This is a genomic window from Salinicola salarius (assembly GCF_003206135.1).
GTDB lineage: Bacteria > Pseudomonadota > Gammaproteobacteria > Pseudomonadales > Halomonadaceae > Salinicola > Salinicola salarius.
Window position 1 is genome coordinate 104,363 of sequence record NZ_PZJT01000005.1, and the last position, 18,685, is coordinate 123,047.

Genomic DNA, 18,685 nt, shown 5'->3' on the forward strand with positions numbered 1-18,685 from the left:
GTTAATGAGCATTGAGCGCCGATTTTTAACGACGTATGGGCAAGTGCAGGCAGTTTTCTAATAGATGTCGCGCTGATAACGCTTCTCCTGCTGCATCTGACGCAGATAATCATCGGCGCCGGCTTCGCCGTGCCCGCCCTGCTCGCGGATGACGTCGCGCAGTGCCTGATGCACGTCCGGCGCCATGAATTCGGCATCGCCACAGACGTAGACATACGCGCCCGCCTCCAGCCAGGCATAGAGCGTTTCCGCCTGCTCGCGCAGCCGGTCCTGAACGTAGATCTTCTCGGGCTGATCGCGGGAGAAGGCGACATCGAGGCGCGTGAGCAGCCCGTGCTGGCGCCATTTGAGCCACTCCGCCTGATACAGGAAATCGCTGCGGAAATGACGGTCGCCGAAGAACAGCCAGTTGTCGCCGCTGGCGCCACGCTCCTCTCGCTCCTGCAGGAAGGCGCGAAACGGGGCGACGCCCGTGCCAGGGCCGATCATGATCAGCGGCGCGTCGTCATCGTCGGGCAGCTTGAACTGCTTGTTGCGGTCGATGTAGATCGGCACGCGGTCGCCGGGCTCGATTCGGTCCGCCAGGTAACTCGTGGTCACGCCGTTGCGGGAACGCCCGTGAGTCGCGTAGCGCACCACGGCAACGGTGAGATGCACTTCGTCCGGAACCGCGGCCTGGCTCGAGGCGATGGAGTAGAGTCGCGGCGGCAACTTGCGCAGCGCCGCCGAAAACTGGGCAGCGTCGATCCCGTCGACCGGGAACTGTTCGATCACGTCGATGATATGGCGCCCCTGCAGCCAGTCGCGCAACTCGTCGCGGGCGTCTTCCCCCAGCAGCCGGCGCAGTTCCGGCGCTTGCGACCATTCCGCCCACTGCTGCAGGAACGGCCGCGTCAGCGTCGTCACCTCGAAGTCCGTCAGCAGCGCGTCGCGCAGCACGCGCCCTTCCTCCAGCGGCGACTCGGCGTCGAACTTGAGCATCTCGATCAGCTCGTCGACGTGGGCGGGATCGTTCTGCGGCACCACGCCAACGGCATCGCCCGGCAGGTATTCAAGCCCGGAGTCTTCCAGCGACAGCTCGAGATGCAGCGTCTGCTTGTCAGAACCGCGGCCGTTGAGCGGCTGGCTGGTCAGCACCTCGGCCATGAACGGATGCTTCTTGGAGTAGCGCGGCTGGGCGCTCTGCGACACGTCGCCGCCAACGGCCTGGGCCGGTGGCGGCGTGGCGAGATCGCCGGCCAGCGACTCGAGCACCTGGTCGATCCAGGCCTCGGCCTTCTCTTCGTAGTCCACGTCGCAATCCGTCCGCTCGAGGATCGCCTCGCCCCCGAGTTCGGCAAGCCGGGCGTCGAACTCCTTGCCGGTCTGGCAAAAGTGCTCGTAGCTGGCGTCGCCCAGGCCCAGCACGGCGAAACGCAGCCCCGCCAGTTTCGGCGCCTTACGGCCCATCATCAGCTCGTGGAATTCGAGTGCCGGATCGGGCGGGTCGCCGTCCCCCTGGGTGCTGACGACAACCAGCAGCCGCTCGGTCGCCTTCAAGGTCTTCTTGCCAGCGTCCGCCATGCTCACCAGCGTGACGTCGAACCCCTGAGCGCGAGCGCGCTCGGCGGCCAGCTCGGCCACCCCTTCGGCATTGCCGGTCTGGCTGCCGTAGAGCACGGTCAACGCCGCGGAAGGCGTTGGCACCGCCTGCGCATCACCGCCCTGGGGCGCCCCTGCGGACTGGGCGTTGAGGCCGGCCAGATATCCGCTCAGCCACTGCCGCTGGGCGGCATCCAGATCCGCCAGCGCCTGCTGCACGCGCCTAGCCTGATCGGCACTCAAGGGACTATTGGTGTCGGTCAGCGAGTTGGGAGCCATCCATGACCTCTCGGCATATCCGGTAACCGATAAACCGGTAATTGAACGAAATGGCGCGAAACGCGCTCTCGAAATCGATTGACTAAAGCCTAGTCGGTTAATTGTTGAATGTTGGGGCAGGTGAAAGAATCAAAAAGTTCGATCGGCGCTGTCCTTATTCGATCGAGTACTCAGGGCTTTGCGTATCAAATCCGAAATCGCATACTCGAGCTTTCCCCCGACAGCGGAGGCAGCCATGACCTATCGACTCTTCATCGCCAACAAGAACTACTCTTCCTGGTCGATGCGGCCCTGGGTGCTGCTGCGCGCGCTGGAAATCCTGTTCGAGGAGGTACTGACGCCGTTCGAAGGTGCCGGCCAGCAGCAGGCATTCACGCACTTCTCGCCCACCGCCAAGGTCCCTTGCCTGCACGATGGCGATCAGGTGGTGTGGGATTCGCTGGCGATTCTGGAATACGCCGCCGAAGATCATCCGGCTGTCTGGCCTGCCGATCGTGCCGCCCGCAGTTGGGCACGCTGCGCCAGCGCCGAAATGCATTCCGGATTTGCCGCGCTGCGCGACGAGTGTTCGATGAACTGCTCGCTGACCATCGATCTGGATACCCCGAGCGAGTCGCTAGAGAAGGACCTGATTCGACTCGACGCCCTGTGGCAGGAAGGGCTGGAGACTTTCGGCGGCCCCTGGCTCGCCGGCGACGCCTTCACCGCGGTGGATGCCATGTTCGCCCCGGTCGCGGTACGCCTGCGCGGCTACGGCATCGAACTCGGCATGGCCGCCATGGCCTACGCCGACCGTTTGCTCGCGCATCCGGCGGTCGCCGAATGGATCGAACAGGGCATCGCCGAGCCGTGGATCGACGAGCCTCACGAGGCCGACTGCATTCGTGACCGGCGCGTGCTTGCCGATCGCCGTCAGCCAGCCTGAAGCCGCCGCTTCGACCGCTGTATTCGCCACATGGTGATCAGGTTGGTGCCCAGCGCCAGCAATTCGGCGATGGCGCCACCGATCGAGCCGATGATCAGCGCATTCGCGAGCCAGCATAACGCGGCACCCGCCAGCAGCGAGCGCATGGGCAGGCCGCGCAGCAGAAACATCGCCAGGGTGCCAAAGATGGCGGCGAGCAGCGGGAAAATGTCGTACCAGGAGTGCCAGGTCGCCACGGCGACCGCCACCGTTGCGATCAGCACCAGCCACATGATTCCCTGGCGACGCGGGAAGCGCCGTGCCAGCCAGATCCTGACGACCACCAGACCCGACATGCCGGCGGCGACTGCCTCGCCGAACAGCAGAAAATGCACGGCGAAGGCGACGTTGGCGAAGATGAGGTAAAGCAGCAGCCGGTCGTCCTGACGGCTGGCGAAAGCCGCGATGATGAAGCCGAGGGCGACGAACCCGCCCAGTTGGGCGGCGATCCAGATTGGGTTGTAGGCGTCCATGCGGCTCCCAATGTCTGAGCAGGATTGGCTTGAAAGCCCTCAGCCTAGACGGTTCGGACCATGAGCGATGCATTTGCCGGAATTTCAAAACCGCTATCGCCATGAGCCCAATGTCGTAAAAGCAACCGCTAAGCCCACTCGGCGCCAAAACGGACGCTTGCGAACGTCGAGATCAAGCTCGAGCGGCCGATGACGCTGTGCCGGGCGCCAGAACACACCAGTGGCGAAAATCGGGAGTGATGTAGTCACATCGAAGGTTGTCGATGGTCCCGAGAAGAAGTTTCAAGAAACTCGGGGCCATCGACATCACTCCTGGCAGCACTTCACCAGTTCGTCGACCACGTATCTGACCTTGGGGCGCAGATGCGAAACCCTGGGCCAAACCGCATGCACGTCGACCGGCTCCGGCTCGAAGTCCTGTAACACTTCGACCAATCGCCCGGCATCGATATCGTTCTTCATCAGGCTGCGAGGCATCTGGCACAGCCCTATCCCGGCAACCGCACCGGTGATCATGACCTCGCCGTCGCCAATCCGATGCGCCAGAGGAGGCGCGTATCGCACCGTTTCCCCCTCGCGTCTGATTCGCCAACTCAGCGGTTGCCCTCGTCGATGCCCGACGATGCAATGGTGGTTGTCCAGGTCCTGGAGGTCTTGCGGTTCGCCTGCCTGGGCCAAGTAGCTTGGTGATGCGCAAATGGCCCAACGCTGGCTCATCAGTCGACGCGCTACCAGCTCGCTGGTGTCCTCCAGTTCGCCAAAGCGCACCAGCAGGTCAATGCCCTCTTCGATCGGATCGACCAAATGATCGGAAAAAGTGATATTGAGTTGCAACGCTGGATATTTCCGAGCGATCCCGAACAGTAACGGCGCGCCCACGCGGCGGCCGAAGGCCACCGGCATATCGACTCGCAGGCGCCCGGTCGGTTCATGGCTTCCGACGCCAAGTCCGCGTTCGGCGGTGCTGATTTCTTCCAGGCCGGCCGAGCACGCAGAGAAATAGGCCTCGCCGTCGGCAGTGAGGGTGATGCGACGGGTCGAGCGATGAAACAGTTGGGTGTCCAGTCGCTCTTCGAGGCGTGCAATGGATTTACCGACGGCGGACTTGGACACACCGAGCCGCTCGGCAGCTTCGGTGAAGCTATGGGCACGGGCAGCGACAACAAAGGTGAGCACGCCTTGCAGGGTATCAGGAGGAAGCATAAACATCCTTTATTGTAGATAAAATCTCTACCCAGATGCGAATTTTGGCTTGTTTATCGCCATCCATTTCTACCCTAGCATGAGTTCACCGCAAAAGTGGTTTGGCCTCCAAGGTCGTTCAGACCTCAACCACTTTTTGAGGAAGCTCTACTCATATCGTTTTCTCGCCCTGCTCATTTCTGCCTCCATTCAAGAGGAACACCTCATGCCCGTAGTACGTGTCAGTTGGTTCGAAGGTAAGGATCACGCCACCAAAGAAGCCGTTGCGGCCGACATCACCGAAAGCATCGTCAAGAACACCGGCACCGACCCCAACTACATCTACGTCATTTTCGAAGACGTGGCACATTCCGACTGGGCCGCTGCCGGCAAACTGTTCGGAGTTGCTTCCGACGAGACCTGACTTGTTCAAGCCCGACAATGCATCGGCTGGTCCAGCGATGCGTTCGGCTCACACAACGACATCCTCGCGAGAGCCACTCTTGTGCCCTTTCTAGCTGAGATTGGCCGGTGACCCGAGTCTGGCGGAAGGGTTGGCCGAGGGTTCTCGTCTTGCTCTCGGCGACCGCGTTGCGGTTTTCCCGTCAGACCCGATTACCCGGAATGGTATACCCGCCATCGACCAGCAGGTTCTGACCGGTCACGAAGCGAGACGCGTCGGAGCTCAGCCAAACCACGGCTTCAGCGACTTCATCGGGGCTACCCACCCGGCTCATGGGTGTATGAGCGATAAACGGCTTGCGGCTGGCTTCGTCGGTATTCTGACGATACATATCCGTGTCGATGACGCCTGGATTGACATTGTTGATCCGGATTCCCTGCCGGCTGGTCTCCAGCGCCAGCGCCCGTACCATGTTGTCGAGACCCGCCTTGCTGATCGAATAAAGGGTCGACCCCTCGAGCGCACCATGCGCAAGCCATGATGACGTATTCACGATGACACCCCCGGTCTGCTGTTTGGCCATCTGGGCGATCTCGGCCTGACAACACAACCAGGTACCTCGCAGATTGATGCCGATGGCCTGGTCGAAATCCTCGGCCGTCAGTGACTCACTGAGCCCCCACTTTCCCATGACGCCTGCGTTGTTGAAGGCGATATCCAGTTGTCCGTATCGCTCGACGACACTGCCAATTAGCGATTCCACATCCGTAGCCAGGGCAATGTCGGCTCGGAACGCCGTGGCATCCCCGCCGGCCGCGCGAATCTCGGTAACGGTCTGTTCGAGCGCTTCAGGCCGTCGGGCCGCGATAGCCACTCGCGCTCCCCGACGGGCGAACTGCATAGCCGCAGCCTTGCCGATCCCGGTACCCCCACCGGTCACGAGTACGACTTTCTGGGCGAAATCCTGTGCTGTAGACATAGCGATCTTCCTCATGAGCAGGTCGTATCTAATGGATCAGGGTTGATCCGTGGGTCTGACGACGATTTCGTTGATCGCCACTCGTCGGGGATTGGTCACGATGAAGGCAGCGGCCTCGGCGATATCTTCCGCATGCAAGCGCTCCACCTCGCCGAACATGCTGGTGAAACCCTCCCACTGTCCGTCTTTCTGCTCGAAGAGTTCGGTCGCGGTCGCACCGGGTTCGATCACCGAAAAGCGTAGCGATTGCCTGGTGAACTCCTGGCGCCAGGCTTCGGTGGCGGCCGTGACGGCAAACTTGGTGGCGTTGTAGATGGCGACCTGGGGAGCAGCGATACGCCCGGCAACCGAGGAGATATTGACGACATCCGCCACAGCGCGAGGGCTTGATGTCACGGCCTGAAGAAGATGCGGCAGCGCCTGCTTGGTGAGGTACATCAACCCCCGCAGGTTGATGTCCACCATGCGATCCCACTCTTCAAGCGGCGATTCCACGGAGGGGCCATTGAGCATCAGCCCCGCTGCGTTGACCAAGGTGTCCAGACGACCGAAGCGTTCGAGCACCTGATCAACCACGCGCTCGGCTTCGTGGTTGTCTGTGATGTCGGCTGCGATCACCAACGCGGTGCCGCCAGTGGCGGCGATCCTGTTGGCAAGTGATTCGAGCCTATCCTGGCGTCTGGCCACCAGCGCAACGCTGGCTCCCAGATTGGCCAGTCGAATGGCCGTCGCCTGCCCGATACCGCTGGATGCGCCGGTGATGAGGGCTACGGTTCCTTTGAGCTTCTCGACGTTTTCCATGATGTTCCTCCGTTTGCGTCGACCTGGATCGGGACGCTCGATGCCGTCGTCCGTGTCCAGATACTTGATTCAAGTGACGACCCAAAGGCTAGGACCCTCGAGGGGGAACACGTGACGCCATTTCTTCCCATTGATTGCCTGATTCTCTTGACCCGGGAAAAGCGGAAATCTGGTCAGTCCTCGATCTAGAATGGCAGTGCTCGAACAGGCAGGAGCGGACAGTGATCATCGAACTCGGGATAGACGACCAGGCACGGCGAGAGGAAACGGCAGCCATCCGCGATCAGATGGCGAGACAGATCTCCACCTTTGTCGGCAATCAGATGGAGCGTGAAACCCGTCTGCCGGGCCTGAGTTTTGTCAAGGTAACGACGCCACAGCCACCGACGCCCTACCTGTACGAGCCCAGCCTTGCCATCATCATTCGAGGAAGGAAGCGCGTCGTACTAGGAAACACGACGTATATCTACGACGCCTCACGGTTTCTGCTGACGGCAGTGAATCTGCCCACGATTACCGAAGTCACCGAAGCATCGCCCGAGCGGCCCTATCTCTCTTTGCTGATGAAGATTGATTTACAGATGGCTCGCCAGTTGATTGCGGATGTCGAGACGCGTGGCCCGAAAGCAGAGATACAGCACAAAGCCATGGCGACCGGCCCCGCGACAGTCGATTTAATGGATGCGACGAGCAGACTGGTTCGGCTGCTCGACCAGCCACACGACATGCTCCACCTGGGCGGTCTTGTCCAGCGAGAGATTCTTTATCGGGTACTGACCAGCTCTGCCGGCGGTCGTTTTCGCGACACCGTCATGACGGGAACGCAAAGCCAGCGTGTCGCCAAGGCCGTTACCTGGTTGCATGATCACTATACGCAGCCGCTGAAAATCGAAGCCCTAGCGGAACTGGCCGAGATGGGCGTGTCTACGCTTCACCATCATTTCCGTAAAGTGACCTCGATGAGCCCGCTTCGGTACCAGAAACACCTACGCCTTTATGAGGCGAGAAGGCTGTTGATCGCGGAAAATATCGATGCTGCAACGGCAGGTATCCGGGTTGGCTACGAAAGCATTAGCCAATTCAACCGGGAATACCGACGGATGTTCGGTGCGCCACCGATTCGCGACGTTGCGCCGTTACGGTCCATATGACTGCCAACTCGAATAGGCCAGGGCAAGAAACTGGCCAGAGAGCCATCTACCGTTTGGTGGAATCAACACTAGCGGACCCGGCCGTTATCATAGCGTCCACGGATTCCGCGAACTTTCTCATGAACGTGCCGTGTTCGAAGTCATCTGACCGTGCGGGCCAGCACCTTAATCCGGGCGATGATGCTGGCACACCACTTCCACATTGATACCGTCCGGGTCCAATACGTACGCCGCGTAGTAGTGGTCGTGGTAGTGCGTTCGGATGCCGGGCGGCCCGTTATCGGTCCCGCCCGCTTTCACTGCGGCCTGATAGAAGGCATCGACGATGGCGCGGCTCTGCGCTGCAAAGGCAATGTGTGTGCCGGCGCCCGGGGATTCGTTGTCATGAATCCAGAGGCTGGGGTAACCGTCCCTGCCGAAGCCGTGGCGTGTGCCTCCGGTGCGAGTGCGCTCGGGCCCGACGGTGATGACCCGGACGATATCCAGCGGCGCGAGGGCCAGTTCGTAGAAGCGACGCGAGGCTTCAGCGTCGCGCACGGCGAATTCGATGTGATCGAGGATGGTCATGGTTGTTGTACGCTGTGGTTCCAGTGGTATGGATGAACGCCTCAAAGGCTGATCAGACCTGCGACGCGCCACCATCGGCGAACAGCTCGACGCCGTTGATATAGCTCGAGGCATCGCTTGCCAGGAATGCCGCAGCCTTGCCGATTTCGTGCGCCTCGCCGATCCGCCCCAGCGTACTTTTTTCGCTGAACGCTTGAATGATCTGCTCCGCGTCATCGGCCAGCATGCTTCGCAGAGATTGCGTATCGACAGGGCCGGGACTGAGAAGATTGATCCGAACGCCGGAACCCTTGATGTCCAGAATCCAGCTTCTGACCATGGCACGCAGAGCGGCCTTGGTGGCGCCGTAGACGCTCAAGCCCGGGCCGGGGTTCATCGAGGCAGTCGAGCCGATGATGACGATATTGGACCCTTGGGGCATAAGGGGCAGCGCGCCCTGGACGGTAAACGTCACCCCTTTCACGTTGGTATCGAAAACGCGATCGAAAACCGCCTCGGTAATCTTGCCGAGTGGGGTGATTTCGCCCATCCCGGCGTTGGCGATCAGGACATCGATACGGCCATGAAGCGACTCGATACGACCAAAAAGTGCTGCCAGATCGGCTGCATTCGACACATCGGCAGTAATGGCGGCCGCGTTGTCGCCCAAGCTGGACAAGGCCTCGTCCAGCGCCTCCTGCCGGCGTCCGGTAATGACCACGCGAGCGCCCTGTTCAACGAACTCCCGCGCAATCGCGAGCCCCAGACCGGATGACCCACCGGTAACCAGCACGACCTTATCTTTGAATGACATGGAGATTTCCCTGTACGAGGAAGTAGACGGAAATGACCTATATAGTGAACGCTACATATCGCGACGTGTCACGTACTTTATTTAGTGGTCGATACATAGAGGCCCTTGCTCGAGTGTCCGAGCTCTGTTATAGCAGTCGCTACAATGCAATTTTCATCCAGCGAGGTCCCATGAACGCAAAGACTCGGCAACGCCGTCCTGCTTTCGATCGCGAAGCGGGAGTCGCCATCGCCCAGGCACTGTTTCATGAACGTGGCTATGACGCGGTCAGTCTTGCGGATCTGACCGAAGCCATGAACATCAAGCCGCCCAGTTTTTACGCCGCCTACGGCAGCAAGGCAGCGCTGTTCGAACGAGCAATGCTGCGCTATGCGCAGGAAAACGCCCTGCCGCTGGACGAACTTCTGGCGCCAGACCGGCCCCCTGCTCAAGCACTTCCCGCCCTGCTGCTCGCCGCTGCCGAACAGTACGGGCGAGACAGCCTGCTGCGTGGCTGCATGATTACGGAGGGCTTGCGAGCGGATGACCCGGCCGCCCGCCAGACGGCCGAGAATCTTGCCAATGGCGGTATCCAGGCGATTCGGGCTTACCTCGATCAGGTTAGCCCGCAAGAGGCGCAGACGCTGGCCGACTACATGGCGGTCACTCTGCGCGGACTCTCGGCCTCGGCCTGCAACGGCATGCCCTACGAGCGCCTGATGCAAGTCGCCCGGACCGCCGGTCGATTTATCGCCCATGAACTGGCGGAGAAGACCGAGGAGTCCACAGCGGCTTCGATCTCTAGCGATCCGTGATGGTTGTGCCGGTGATGGTCTTGGCGAACCCCTTACCGAATAGCCGCGCCGGGGTTTCGAAACCCGGCCGCCGTTCGCCTTCCAGTACCCGACGCGCGGCCTCGATCGCAGCCAATGGTGTGTAGGAGTAGCCGTTGACGGTTTCGATCATCGATCGGACCACCGTGCCGTCGGCTCCCGTCACCTCCGCTACGGCACGGGCGCGATGGGCATCGCGTTGTTCTGCTGTCGGGCCGTCGGGCAGTTGCGACAGATCCCCCTCGGGAAACGCCTCTCCGCTGACATGCACGAACATGGCGATATCGGGGATGCCGGCGGAGTGCCAAGCGGTCACCAGATCACCGAACGACAGCGGCGCGCACAGCACCGGTCCGTCACCGAAATCGAAGTGTCGCGGCTGCGCATCGGGAGTCGGGATGAGATGGCCCTCGACCCTCGCCATCAGGCCCGCGCCAATGATCTCGCTGACGCTCATGGCAGAGCCCCGCGACATCGAGCCAGGCACCTGAAGCGCAACGCTTAGCGACCGCGGCTCCTGCACACGCTGCGCGACGTGCACTGCCAGGCAATCCGTCGGCACCACGTCCCAGCCGACCCCAGGCAGCAGCATGATGCCGGCCTCGGCCGCTTCGGCGCCCAGCCGTTCCGCCAGCCGGTAGACGTTGATCTCGGCGGTGATATCCAGGTAATCGACACCAGCTTCCAGGCACGCCCGCATCAATGGCTCCGCCGTTTGCGCGAAAGGGCCGGCGAAGTTCAGCAGCACATCGACACCTGTCAGGGACTGTTCTGCTCCGCCATTGGCAGCGCCATCGACGTCAAACACACGAAACGACACCGCCAGGGCGTCAGCGAGGGCGGCCAACGTCTGCCGGTTGCGTCCGGCGATCTCGAAATCGAGCCCCAGCGCCTTGGCACGCGCTGCCGCCATGCGACCGGTATAGCCGGTCGCGCCGTAGATCAGGAGTGTTTTCATCGGGCGTGCTGCCAGTTCTTGTAGACGAATTCGAGGCTGTAACCATCGGGGTCCATAACGTTGGCGGCGTAGTAGTCGGGGTCGTAATGCAGCCGTGCCCCGGGTGCGCCTTTGTCGACAGAATCGTTCTCGATAGCCCCGTTCTCGATGGCCGCGGCGTAGGCCGCTTCGACCTCCGCCTTGCTGTTCGCCACGAAACCGACGTGAACGGCCCGTCCCTCGACCACGCCCTCACGTAGCCAGAAGAACATTCGGCCATTGGCGCCGAAGCCCTTGAGATCCGGATGGCCCGGCGGGCCGTCCTTGCCGTCGTAATCGAGCCGCGCCGTGATCCCCAGCGGAGCGAGCACGGCCTCGTAGAAACGAATCGAGCGTTCGATGTCGCTGACGGATAAAAAGAGATGATCCAGCATGTGGTGGCCTCGTTGTTCGGACGCTATCGTCAGCAACCACCGTAACCCTTACCGTCATCGCGGGCTCAGCCGTTCCTGCCCGAAACCTGCCCGTTTCTGCTTTTTGCTTGCGCGGGTGCGCACCCGGGATCAGCATATCTCTTCATAACCACCCAACCGCTCGCCATAACCACCCAACCGCTCGCCATGAACGACCAGCCGCCCGCCATGAACGATCAACTGCTCGAGCTTCGCTCCCTGGCTGCCGGGGCCGGGAATCGCCGTACGGAGACGGGTATTCCGCGTGTGGCGATGATTCAGGGCGAAATCCCGGAACATATGCTGGCCGCCGTCTACGAGCCGATGGTCAATCTGATCCTGCAGGGCAGCAAGACGATGACCGTCGGCGACCGCACGCTGCGCTATGACCCGGCGACGTATTTCGTCATGTCCATCGAATTGCCGGCGGTGGGCACGGTTCATCCGGCGGCTTCGGGGGAGCCCTACCTCGCGCTGAGCCTGACACTCGACCCCGCCGTACTCTCGACGCTGCTGACCGACCTGCCTACGCCTGCCGGACGTGACGAAAGCGAGAACGACGACAACGCAGGATTCTCGGTGGCTGCGGTCACGCCGGCGTTGATGGACGCATGGCTACGCATGCTGCGATTGATGAATAACCCAGAGGAGATCTCGGCCCTCGCTCCGGTATACGAACGGGAGATTCTCTACCGGGTCCTGCAAGGGCCCCACGGCTGGATGCTGCGTGACATCGCGGCGCCGGATACCGCCATGGCCCGCGTCAGCCAGGCCATCCAATGGATCCGTCGGGACTTTGCCGAACCGATCAGGGTGGAGACGCTGGCCCAGAAAGCGGCGATGAGCGTGTCCGCGTTTCACCGCCACTTCAAGGCGGTGACCACGCTGAGCCCGTTGCAGTACCAGAAACGGGTTCGATTGCTCCAGGCGCGCACACTCATGGTAGCCAGCGGCAGAAGCGTCACCCGCGCCGCCTTCGAGGTCGGCTATGAAAGCGCGACACAGTTCAGCCGAGATTACGCCCGGGTATTCGGGCTGCCTCCCGCCCGGGATAGCGCGAGGATTCTGGGGGAAGCCAAGGGGCGCGGCCGATCGCCCGATCGCTGAAAGCCGCCTCGGCGCGCCGGCAACCGGCGTTTGGCGCGGCCTTTACTGCCACTGGAGAGTTCGGGAAACGTGGCACTCTCGTCTTTGCATTGCCTGCTAAACTTCCCGTCTCGGGCTTCACCGTTTTATCGCTAAGCGTTTATCCCAAAGCGCTTAATTTCAGGTTCAGTCAACCGCCCACAAGGAGAGACCATGTCTCAGAGCGATTCCCAGACGAACATCAGGACCGAATGGATCGAGATCACCGCCGAGGACGGCAAGACGTTCAAGGCCTACCAGGCGCTGCCGCACAAGGGCAAAGGGCCCGGCATCCTGCTGATCCAGGAGATCTTCGGCGTCAACGGCCACATGCGTGGCGTCGCCGAACAGTATGCGATGGATGGCTATAGCGTCATCGTGCCCGACATGTTCTGGCGCGACGAGCCGGGCGTCGAACTTGGCTATGACGGCGACGACTGGAAAGCGGCGGTCGCCCACAAGCAGGCGCTCGATTATCCGACGGCGGTCAGCGACCTCCGTGCGGCCACCAAGGCGCTGCGGGCAAGCCCCGTCTGCGACGGCCCCATCGCTTCCGTGGGCTACTGCATGGGCGGCGTCTTTTCCTACCTCTGCGCCCTGGATGCCGGTGTCGACGCCGCGATCTGCTACTACGCCGGCGGCGTGACCGAATACCTGCCGCGCGCCAACGAGCTCAAGGTGCCCGTTCAGTTCCACTTCGGCGCCGAGGATGACCATATCCCGCTCGAGCAGGTCGAACAGACCCGCCAGGCGTTTGCCGGCAACAAGGATGTCGAAGTGCATCTGTATGGCGGCGCCGAGCACGGCTTCAACTGCTGGGCGCGGGCGAGCTACAACCAGCATGCTTCCGCGCTGGCTCATGGCCGCACGCTGACGTTCCTGGCCAGCCACTCCGAGTGAGGAGCGAGTCGAGCTCGTGCCGGAACGGATAGGATCGTTCCAGCGCGAGTCCTGAACGGTCAGGGTTGATGAATCAGGGCCGATGAAAATGCGGCAGGACGTGGGCGGCCAGCTCCTCGATGATGGCATCGGCTGGCCGCTCCTCGAGACGCAGATTCAGGGAAACGTGATGAACGCCCATCTCTCTGAGCGCCTCGAGCACGTCGATGAGGGCATCACGGCCGGCGCGATAGCCCAGGTCGATCGGTGTCGCCGGGGCGCCCGGATCGGCGTCAAGGTCGAGACGCATCGCCTCGCCGAACCCGCGGAACTCGCCGGGTACGCTCTGCTCCACGGCGGCACGCCACATCCGGTAGCGATCGCGCTGCTGCGCCGGCTCGCGGTGATAGGTCATCCAGCCGATCGCGTGGCGGGCAATCCAGTTGACGCTCTGCCCTCCCGAACCGACCGCCAGCAGCGGCACGGGCTCCGGGGCTAGCGGCCGCAGCTGGAAATCCGGCGAATCCGTCTCATGCCGATCCGGCACGACCTGCTGCGGCGTACCCAGCGCCTTTGCCACCACCTGCCAGTGATCCGCGAACAGCCGCCGCCGCTCGGCGACGTCCTCACCGAAGGCGGCAAATTCTGGCGGCCGATCGCCGGACCCCAGCCCGAGGATGAAACGACCTTCCGAGAGCGTGGCGACCGAAGCCGCCGCCTTGGCGATATGCAGCGGGTGGCGCAGGGTGAGCACGATGGCGCCGCTGATCAGCGCGATCTGCCGCGTTTCCACCGCCAGGGCGCCCAGCCAGCTCCAGGGATCCAGATGGCCGACCGGATCGGGGTAGTCGCGGCTGTTGAGCGGCACGTCCCGAATCCACAGCGCGCGAAACCCGCCGCTATCGGCGAGTTTCGCCAGACGCCGCTGTTCGGTGACATCGACCCCTTCCTGACCGCTCGGCATCAGCGGCAGCGTCAATCCGATCGACAGCCGATCCGGTGCCAATACGCGCCCAACGATCGCCTGTTCGGCTCCGCCAGCAGACATGCCCCCTCCTTGAACATTCGACCGATACATCGGGATGCGCTGTCGTCCGGGCCGCGTCGCCAATCACGATGCCCGGGAAACAAGGCGCAAGGCACGATGATAGCGCCGATCCGCGCTTGTCGTATTTCCGATCTGCGACTAGTGTCCAAAGGGCATGCAGGAAGGCATGCACTTGTTGCGAAAGTTCAGCATGAACCAAACAGGGACAGACACCATGGGAATTATTGCGTGGATCATCTTCGGCCTGATCGCTGGCGCCATCGCCAAGATGGTCATGCCAGGCAAGGATCCGGGTGGCTTTATCGTCACCATCATCATCGGGGTTCTCGGTGCCGTCGTCGGCGGCTGGATCGGGACCGCGCTAGGGTTTGGTGACGTATCCGGCTTCAATATCGGCAGCTTCCTGATCGCCGTCCTCGGTGCAATCGTGCTGCTGATCATCTATCGCGTCGTGCGCAAGTAGCGCCATCACCGATCGCCCCGGCTCGGCGGCCCGTCCGCCGAGCCGGTGGCCTGCTTCTCTTCCCTCTTCAGTCGATATACCCTTCGCCAGTACGCGAGAAATCCTCCCGCTTCCGACACTCCCTCCAGGATCATCCGGCATGCCGAGCAACGCGCATTTCTATGAACCGAGTCGCGGTCACGAGCTACCGCACAACCCTTTCAAGGCGATCGTCGGGCCGCGGCCGATCGGCTGGATCTCCTCGCGGGATCGCGAAGGCCGGCTGAATCTGGCGCCCTACAGTTTCTTCAACGCGTTCGCCGACACGCCGCCCATCATCGGCTTCTCCAGCGCGGGCTATAAGGACAGCGTGCGCAACATCGAGGCGACTGGCGAGTTCTGCTGGCAGCTGTCGACGCGGGCGCTCGCCGAGGCGATGAACCAGAGTTCGGCGTCGGTAGCGGCCGAGGTCGACGAGTTCGAGCTGGCGGGTCTGACGCCGCAAGAATCCCGCGTCATCGGCGTTCCCCACGTCAAGGAAGCGCAGGTCGTGTTCGAGTGCCGGATGACGCAGACCCTTCGGCTGCAATCGGCCGCGGGCGAGGATATCGACAACTGGCTGGTGTTGGGCGAAGTCGTCGGCGTGCATATCGACTCGGCGCTGCTCAAGGACGGTATCTACCAGACCGCCGCTGCCCGGCCGATTCTGCGTGGCGGCGGCCCGGCCGACTACTTCGAAATCAGCCCGGACCAGAACTTCAAGATGTACCGCCCCGGCTGATCTCGGTTTTCACGCATATCGTTCAGGCGTGCTCGCGCACATCACTTGCGACGTGCTCGCTTGCAGCGATACATGGCGTCGTCCGATTGCTGCAGCACTGCCTGCACATCGGTTTCACCAAGCTCGGTGGTGATCGCCCCGACACTGGCGCCAGCGTATTCGAAGGTGGCACCTTCGAGCTCGAAGGTGCCACACGTCATCTGCATCAGGCACTGCCTGAACGAGTCACGCTGGGCCGCAAGATCGTCACCTGCAACAGCGGGACGTATTACCACGAACTCGTCTCCGCCGTAACGCCCCACGATATCACCGGCCTCGCAGCGCCCACGCAGCGACATCGCGATCTGAATCAGAAAGCGATCGCCGGCGTCGTGGCCGTATCGGTCATTGATTTCCTTGAAATCGTCTAGGTCGATGAAAGCCACGTGCAGCACGCCACCCTGCTGCTCGGCCTGCGCCAGCTGCGTTGACAGAGCCTGGTCGATGGCGCGCCGATTGGCGATACCCGTCAACGGATCGGTATAGGCTTGCTCGCTGAGACGCAGATTTTCGTCGAGCAGGATATCGAGCAAGGCTTCGCTTTCGAGATACTTGCCGATGAAGATGGCAAATATCGTCAAATAGTGGCGCGCCTCGTCGGTGACGTGTTGCGAGACGTTGCTCGCCGCGCACAAGGTGCCTAAAAGCTGACCGCCAAGACGTTTGACCGGCTCACTGAGATAGGTTTGTATGCCCTGCGCTTGGGCGGCTTGCGAGTCGCCCCAATGGCTCGCGACGTCTTGTATGTAGGTGCATCCCGAAGTCAGCGCGCGTCGGCACAAAGTGTCCTCCCACGCCACGCTGAGCCCCTCGGGAATGCATAGGTCTCCCGTATTACGGGCATAGAGCACGGCCTGCGTGCCTTGCGCTTCATCGACATGCGTGAAGTAGGCGGATTCGAGCCCCGTGATCTCGACCAGCAGCGTCAACAGCGGTCGGATCACTGCTTCCAGCCGTTCAGGATCGCTGGGGCCGTTGTAGAGCCGTGCCAGTAGCGGCTCGGGAATGGGGCGTTGGCGCATCATCGTGTGACTCCGGGTTCACGTTGAGGTGATGAGACGAGGGGCGTATGCCGGCCTTCCGGGCCTTTCGGGCCTCGCAAATGCCGCCAGCGGTAGTGGTCGCCCCGAACCAGTATCCTTGGGCGTGTATCGCGCCCCATTTTTCTCAGGAGCACCGCTTGCACGCGATTCCATCTCCAAGCTCAGATTCCATCGGCAATCGGCTTTTCATCGGCGCTCGACTCCAAGCGATCGCAACGTTACGTCTACAAAAGTAATCAAACCGTAAACCGTGAAGACGCGGAACACCACTCCCGGCAAGGCAACGACGAGCGGAGCGATCACCCCTTGCCACACGAACGGCGTCCCACGGCGTGTTAGACTTTGTCTCTATCTCCCTCCTATTTTTCTCATGGAGTCCGGCGCTCAATGTCTTTGGAAGAACTGCATCTCAACCTGCGCAACCTCACCCCCGAGGACTACCCGCAGCTCAAACGGCTGATGGATGCCGTCTATGACGACATCGGTGGCGCCTGGTCGAAGCTGACGATCGACAAGCTGATCGGCGAGTTCGCCGACGGCCAGATCATCGTCGAGGACGATGGCAAGATCGTCGGCGTGGCGTTGACGGTGCTGGTCGACTACGACCACTTCTCCAACCCGCACAAGTACGACGAGCTGATCGGCCATCGCGAGATCATCCTCAACGATGCCAACGGCGACGCGCTCTACGGGCTCGACGTGCTGATCGACCCGGCCTATCGCGGCTACCGTCTCGGCCGGCGTCTCTACGAAGCGCGCAAGGACCTGTGCCGCTCCATGAACCTGCGGGCGATCCTCGCCGGCGGGCGGATCCCGAACTACCACCAGCACGCCGACGAGATGTCGCCCGCGGAGTACATCGAACGCGTGGCGCGCAAGGAGTTCTACGACCCGATCCTCTCGTTCCAGCTGGCCAACGACTTCCTGGTCAAGCGCCTGCTGACCAAGTATCTGCCCGAAGACGAGAAATCGATGGGCTACGCCACCCTGCTCGAGTGGAACAACATCCTCTACGAGCCGGCCAGCCGGATCATCGAGACCCGCCGGACCCAGGTTCGCGTGGGCGCCGTGCAGTGGCAGATGCGGGAATTCGACTCGGTCGAAGCCGTGCTTCAGCAGGTGGAGTTCTATGTCGACGCCATCTCCGACTACCAGAGCGATTTCGCTGTCTTCCCGGAGCTGTTCAACACCCCGCTGATGGGGCTGACCGACCAGACAGACCAGGTCGCCGCGATCCAGTTCCTGGCCGGTTTCACCGAGCGCTTCAAGACCGAAATCTCGCGCATGGCGGTCTCCTACAACATCAACATCGTTGCCGGTTCGATGGTCGAGCTGGGCGAGGACGGCAAGCTCTACAACGTCTCCTATCTCTGCCACCGCGACGGCGAGATCGACCGCCAGGCCAAGCTGCACATCACCCCGCAGGAGCGGCGCGACTGGGTGGTCGAAGGCGGCGACGAACTGCAGGTGTTCGAGACCGATGCCGGCCGCGTCGGCATCCTGATCTGCTACGACGTGGAATTCCCAGAGCTGCCGCGCCTGCTGGCCGAGCAGGACATGGACATCCTGATCGTGCCGTTCTGGACCGACACCAAGAACAGCTACCTGCGCGTGCGCCACTGCGCCCAGGCCCGCGCCATCGAGAACGAATGCTACGTGGTCGTCTGCGGCAGCGTCGGCAACGTGCCTTCGATCGAGAACCTGGACATCCAGTACGCCCAGTCCTCGGTGTTCTCGCCGTCGGACTTCGCCTTCCCCCACGATGCCGTGCTGTCGGAGACCACGCCCAATACCGAAATGGTGATGTTCTCGGATCTCGATCTGACCAAACTCAAGCTGGTGCGTTCCGAAGGCGCAGTGACCAACCTCAAGGACCGCCGCCTGGACCTGTTCGACCTGCGCCTGCGCGACTGGTCGTGGAAATCCGGGGCGCGTCAGGAAGAGAGCTGAGCGG

Annotated in this window: 20 protein-coding genes; 9 read left to right on the top strand and 11 right to left on the bottom strand. The window is 62.0% G+C overall.

What is annotated here, in order from left to right; translation table 11 throughout:
* Window positions 1-57: 57 nt before the first annotated feature.
* Window positions 58-1,860 (bottom strand): assimilatory sulfite reductase (NADPH) flavoprotein subunit, encoded by a 1,803-nt coding sequence (locus tag DOM32_RS05825; protein WP_110632136.1) that lies wholly within the window; start codon window positions 1,858-1,860, stop codon window positions 58-60.
* Window positions 1,861-2,095: 235 nt separating this feature from the next.
* Here DOM32_RS05825 and DOM32_RS05830 point away from each other — a divergent pair, with 235 nt between their 5' ends.
* Window positions 2,096-2,785, top strand: a complete 690-nt coding sequence (locus DOM32_RS05830; protein WP_110632138.1) for a glutathione S-transferase family protein — start codon at window positions 2,096-2,098, stop codon at window positions 2,783-2,785.
* On the opposite strand, the gene DOM32_RS05835 is transcribed toward DOM32_RS05830, so the two are convergent.
* Together DOM32_RS05835 and DOM32_RS05840 are read right to left on the bottom strand one after the other, a co-directional pair.
* Window positions 2,773-3,297 (bottom strand): YgjV family protein, encoded by a 525-nt coding sequence (locus DOM32_RS05835; RefSeq protein WP_110632142.1) that lies wholly within the window; start codon window positions 3,295-3,297, stop codon window positions 2,773-2,775. The two genes, DOM32_RS05830 and DOM32_RS05835, sit on opposite strands and share 13 nt — an antisense overlap.
* Window positions 3,298-3,603: 306 nt before the next feature.
* Window positions 3,604-4,500 carry a LysR family transcriptional regulator gene (locus DOM32_RS05840; RefSeq protein ID WP_110632145.1) on the bottom strand — a complete coding sequence of 299 codons (897 nt, stop codon included), beginning with the start codon at window positions 4,498-4,500 and terminating at the stop codon, window positions 3,604-3,606.
* Window positions 4,501-4,705: 205 nt separating this feature from the next.
* Here DOM32_RS05840 and DOM32_RS05845 point away from each other — a divergent pair, with 205 nt between their 5' ends.
* Window positions 4,706-4,903 carry a tautomerase family protein gene (locus DOM32_RS05845; protein WP_110632147.1) on the top strand — a complete coding sequence of 66 codons (198 nt, stop codon included), beginning with the start codon at window positions 4,706-4,708 and terminating at the stop codon, window positions 4,901-4,903.
* A gap of 181 nt (window positions 4,904-5,084) precedes the next feature.
* Here the strand turns inward: DOM32_RS05845 and DOM32_RS05850 are convergent, their stop codons facing one another.
* Complete coding sequence (locus tag DOM32_RS05850; protein ID WP_110632150.1) at window positions 5,085-5,861, bottom strand: SDR family NAD(P)-dependent oxidoreductase; 777 nt, start codon at window positions 5,859-5,861, stop codon at window positions 5,085-5,087.
* Window positions 5,862-5,897: 36 nt separating this feature from the next.
* Window positions 5,898-6,662, bottom strand: coding sequence for an SDR family NAD(P)-dependent oxidoreductase (locus tag DOM32_RS05855; protein WP_110632153.1), 765 nt, complete (start codon window positions 6,660-6,662; stop codon window positions 5,898-5,900).
* Window positions 6,663-6,883: 221 nt separating this feature from the next.
* Here DOM32_RS05855 and DOM32_RS05860 point away from each other — a divergent pair, with 221 nt between their 5' ends.
* Window positions 6,884-7,813, top strand: coding sequence for an AraC family transcriptional regulator (locus DOM32_RS05860; protein WP_208625317.1), 930 nt, complete (start codon window positions 6,884-6,886; stop codon window positions 7,811-7,813).
* 165 nt (window positions 7,814-7,978) lie between these two features.
* Here the strand turns inward: DOM32_RS05860 and DOM32_RS05865 are convergent, their stop codons facing one another.
* Both DOM32_RS05865 and DOM32_RS05870 read right to left on the bottom strand, forming a co-directional pair.
* Window positions 7,979-8,380 carry a VOC family protein gene (locus tag DOM32_RS05865; protein WP_110632157.1) on the bottom strand — a complete coding sequence of 134 codons (402 nt, stop codon included), beginning with the start codon at window positions 8,378-8,380 and terminating at the stop codon, window positions 7,979-7,981.
* Window positions 8,381-8,432: 52 nt separating this feature from the next.
* Window positions 8,433-9,173 carry an SDR family NAD(P)-dependent oxidoreductase gene (locus DOM32_RS05870; protein ID WP_110632160.1) on the bottom strand — a complete coding sequence of 247 codons (741 nt, stop codon included), beginning with the start codon at window positions 9,171-9,173 and terminating at the stop codon, window positions 8,433-8,435.
* A gap of 170 nt (window positions 9,174-9,343) precedes the next feature.
* Between DOM32_RS05870 and DOM32_RS05875 the strand changes: the two genes are divergently transcribed.
* Window positions 9,344-9,967, top strand: a complete 624-nt coding sequence (locus DOM32_RS05875) for a TetR/AcrR family transcriptional regulator (protein WP_110632163.1) — start codon at window positions 9,344-9,346, stop codon at window positions 9,965-9,967.
* Here DOM32_RS05875 and DOM32_RS05880 read toward each other — a convergent pair.
* Both DOM32_RS05880 and DOM32_RS05885 read right to left on the bottom strand, forming a co-directional pair.
* Entirely contained in the window at window positions 9,954-10,943 is a 990-nt protein-coding gene (locus DOM32_RS05880; protein WP_110632167.1) for a saccharopine dehydrogenase family protein, read from the bottom strand. The genes DOM32_RS05875 and DOM32_RS05880 overlap by 14 nt on opposite strands.
* Window positions 10,940-11,356 carry a VOC family protein gene (locus DOM32_RS05885; protein WP_110632170.1) on the bottom strand — a complete coding sequence of 139 codons (417 nt, stop codon included), beginning with the start codon at window positions 11,354-11,356 and terminating at the stop codon, window positions 10,940-10,942. The genes DOM32_RS05880 and DOM32_RS05885 overlap by 4 nt, the downstream gene beginning before the upstream one ends.
* A 207-nt stretch (window positions 11,357-11,563) precedes the next feature.
* Here DOM32_RS05885 and DOM32_RS05890 point away from each other — a divergent pair, with 207 nt between their 5' ends.
* Window positions 11,564-12,481 (top strand): AraC family transcriptional regulator, encoded by a 918-nt coding sequence (locus DOM32_RS05890; RefSeq protein ID WP_208625318.1) that lies wholly within the window; start codon window positions 11,564-11,566, stop codon window positions 12,479-12,481.
* 192 nt (window positions 12,482-12,673) lie between these two features.
* Window positions 12,674-13,399: a dienelactone hydrolase family protein gene (locus DOM32_RS05895; protein WP_071231678.1), complete on the top strand. Its 726-nt coding sequence runs from the start codon at window positions 12,674-12,676 to the stop codon at window positions 13,397-13,399.
* A 73-nt stretch (window positions 13,400-13,472) separates the two neighbouring features.
* Here the strand turns inward: DOM32_RS05895 and DOM32_RS05900 are convergent, their stop codons facing one another.
* Window positions 13,473-14,426: a TIGR03571 family LLM class oxidoreductase gene (locus tag DOM32_RS05900; protein ID WP_110632172.1), complete on the bottom strand. Its 954-nt coding sequence runs from the start codon at window positions 14,424-14,426 to the stop codon at window positions 13,473-13,475.
* A gap of 214 nt (window positions 14,427-14,640) precedes the next feature.
* Between DOM32_RS05900 and DOM32_RS05905 the strand changes: the two genes are divergently transcribed.
* A complete protein-coding gene (locus tag DOM32_RS05905; protein ID WP_087720584.1) occupies window positions 14,641-14,889 on the top strand; it encodes a GlsB/YeaQ/YmgE family stress response membrane protein in 249 nt (82 codons plus the stop codon).
* A gap of 139 nt (window positions 14,890-15,028) precedes the next feature.
* Window positions 15,029-15,649 (top strand): flavin reductase family protein, encoded by a 621-nt coding sequence (locus tag DOM32_RS05910; protein ID WP_110632175.1) that lies wholly within the window; start codon window positions 15,029-15,031, stop codon window positions 15,647-15,649.
* Window positions 15,650-15,690: 41 nt separating this feature from the next.
* On the opposite strand, the gene DOM32_RS05915 is transcribed toward DOM32_RS05910, so the two are convergent.
* Window positions 15,691-16,713, bottom strand: a complete 1,023-nt coding sequence (locus tag DOM32_RS05915; RefSeq protein WP_208625319.1) for a sensor domain-containing diguanylate cyclase — start codon at window positions 16,711-16,713, stop codon at window positions 15,691-15,693.
* Window positions 16,714-17,118: 405 nt separating this feature from the next.
* Here DOM32_RS05915 and DOM32_RS05920 point away from each other — a divergent pair, with 405 nt between their 5' ends.
* Complete coding sequence (locus tag DOM32_RS05920; RefSeq protein ID WP_110632178.1) at window positions 17,119-18,681, top strand: bifunctional GNAT family N-acetyltransferase/carbon-nitrogen hydrolase family protein; 1,563 nt, start codon at window positions 17,119-17,121, stop codon at window positions 18,679-18,681.
* Window positions 18,682-18,685: the final 4 nt, after the last annotated feature.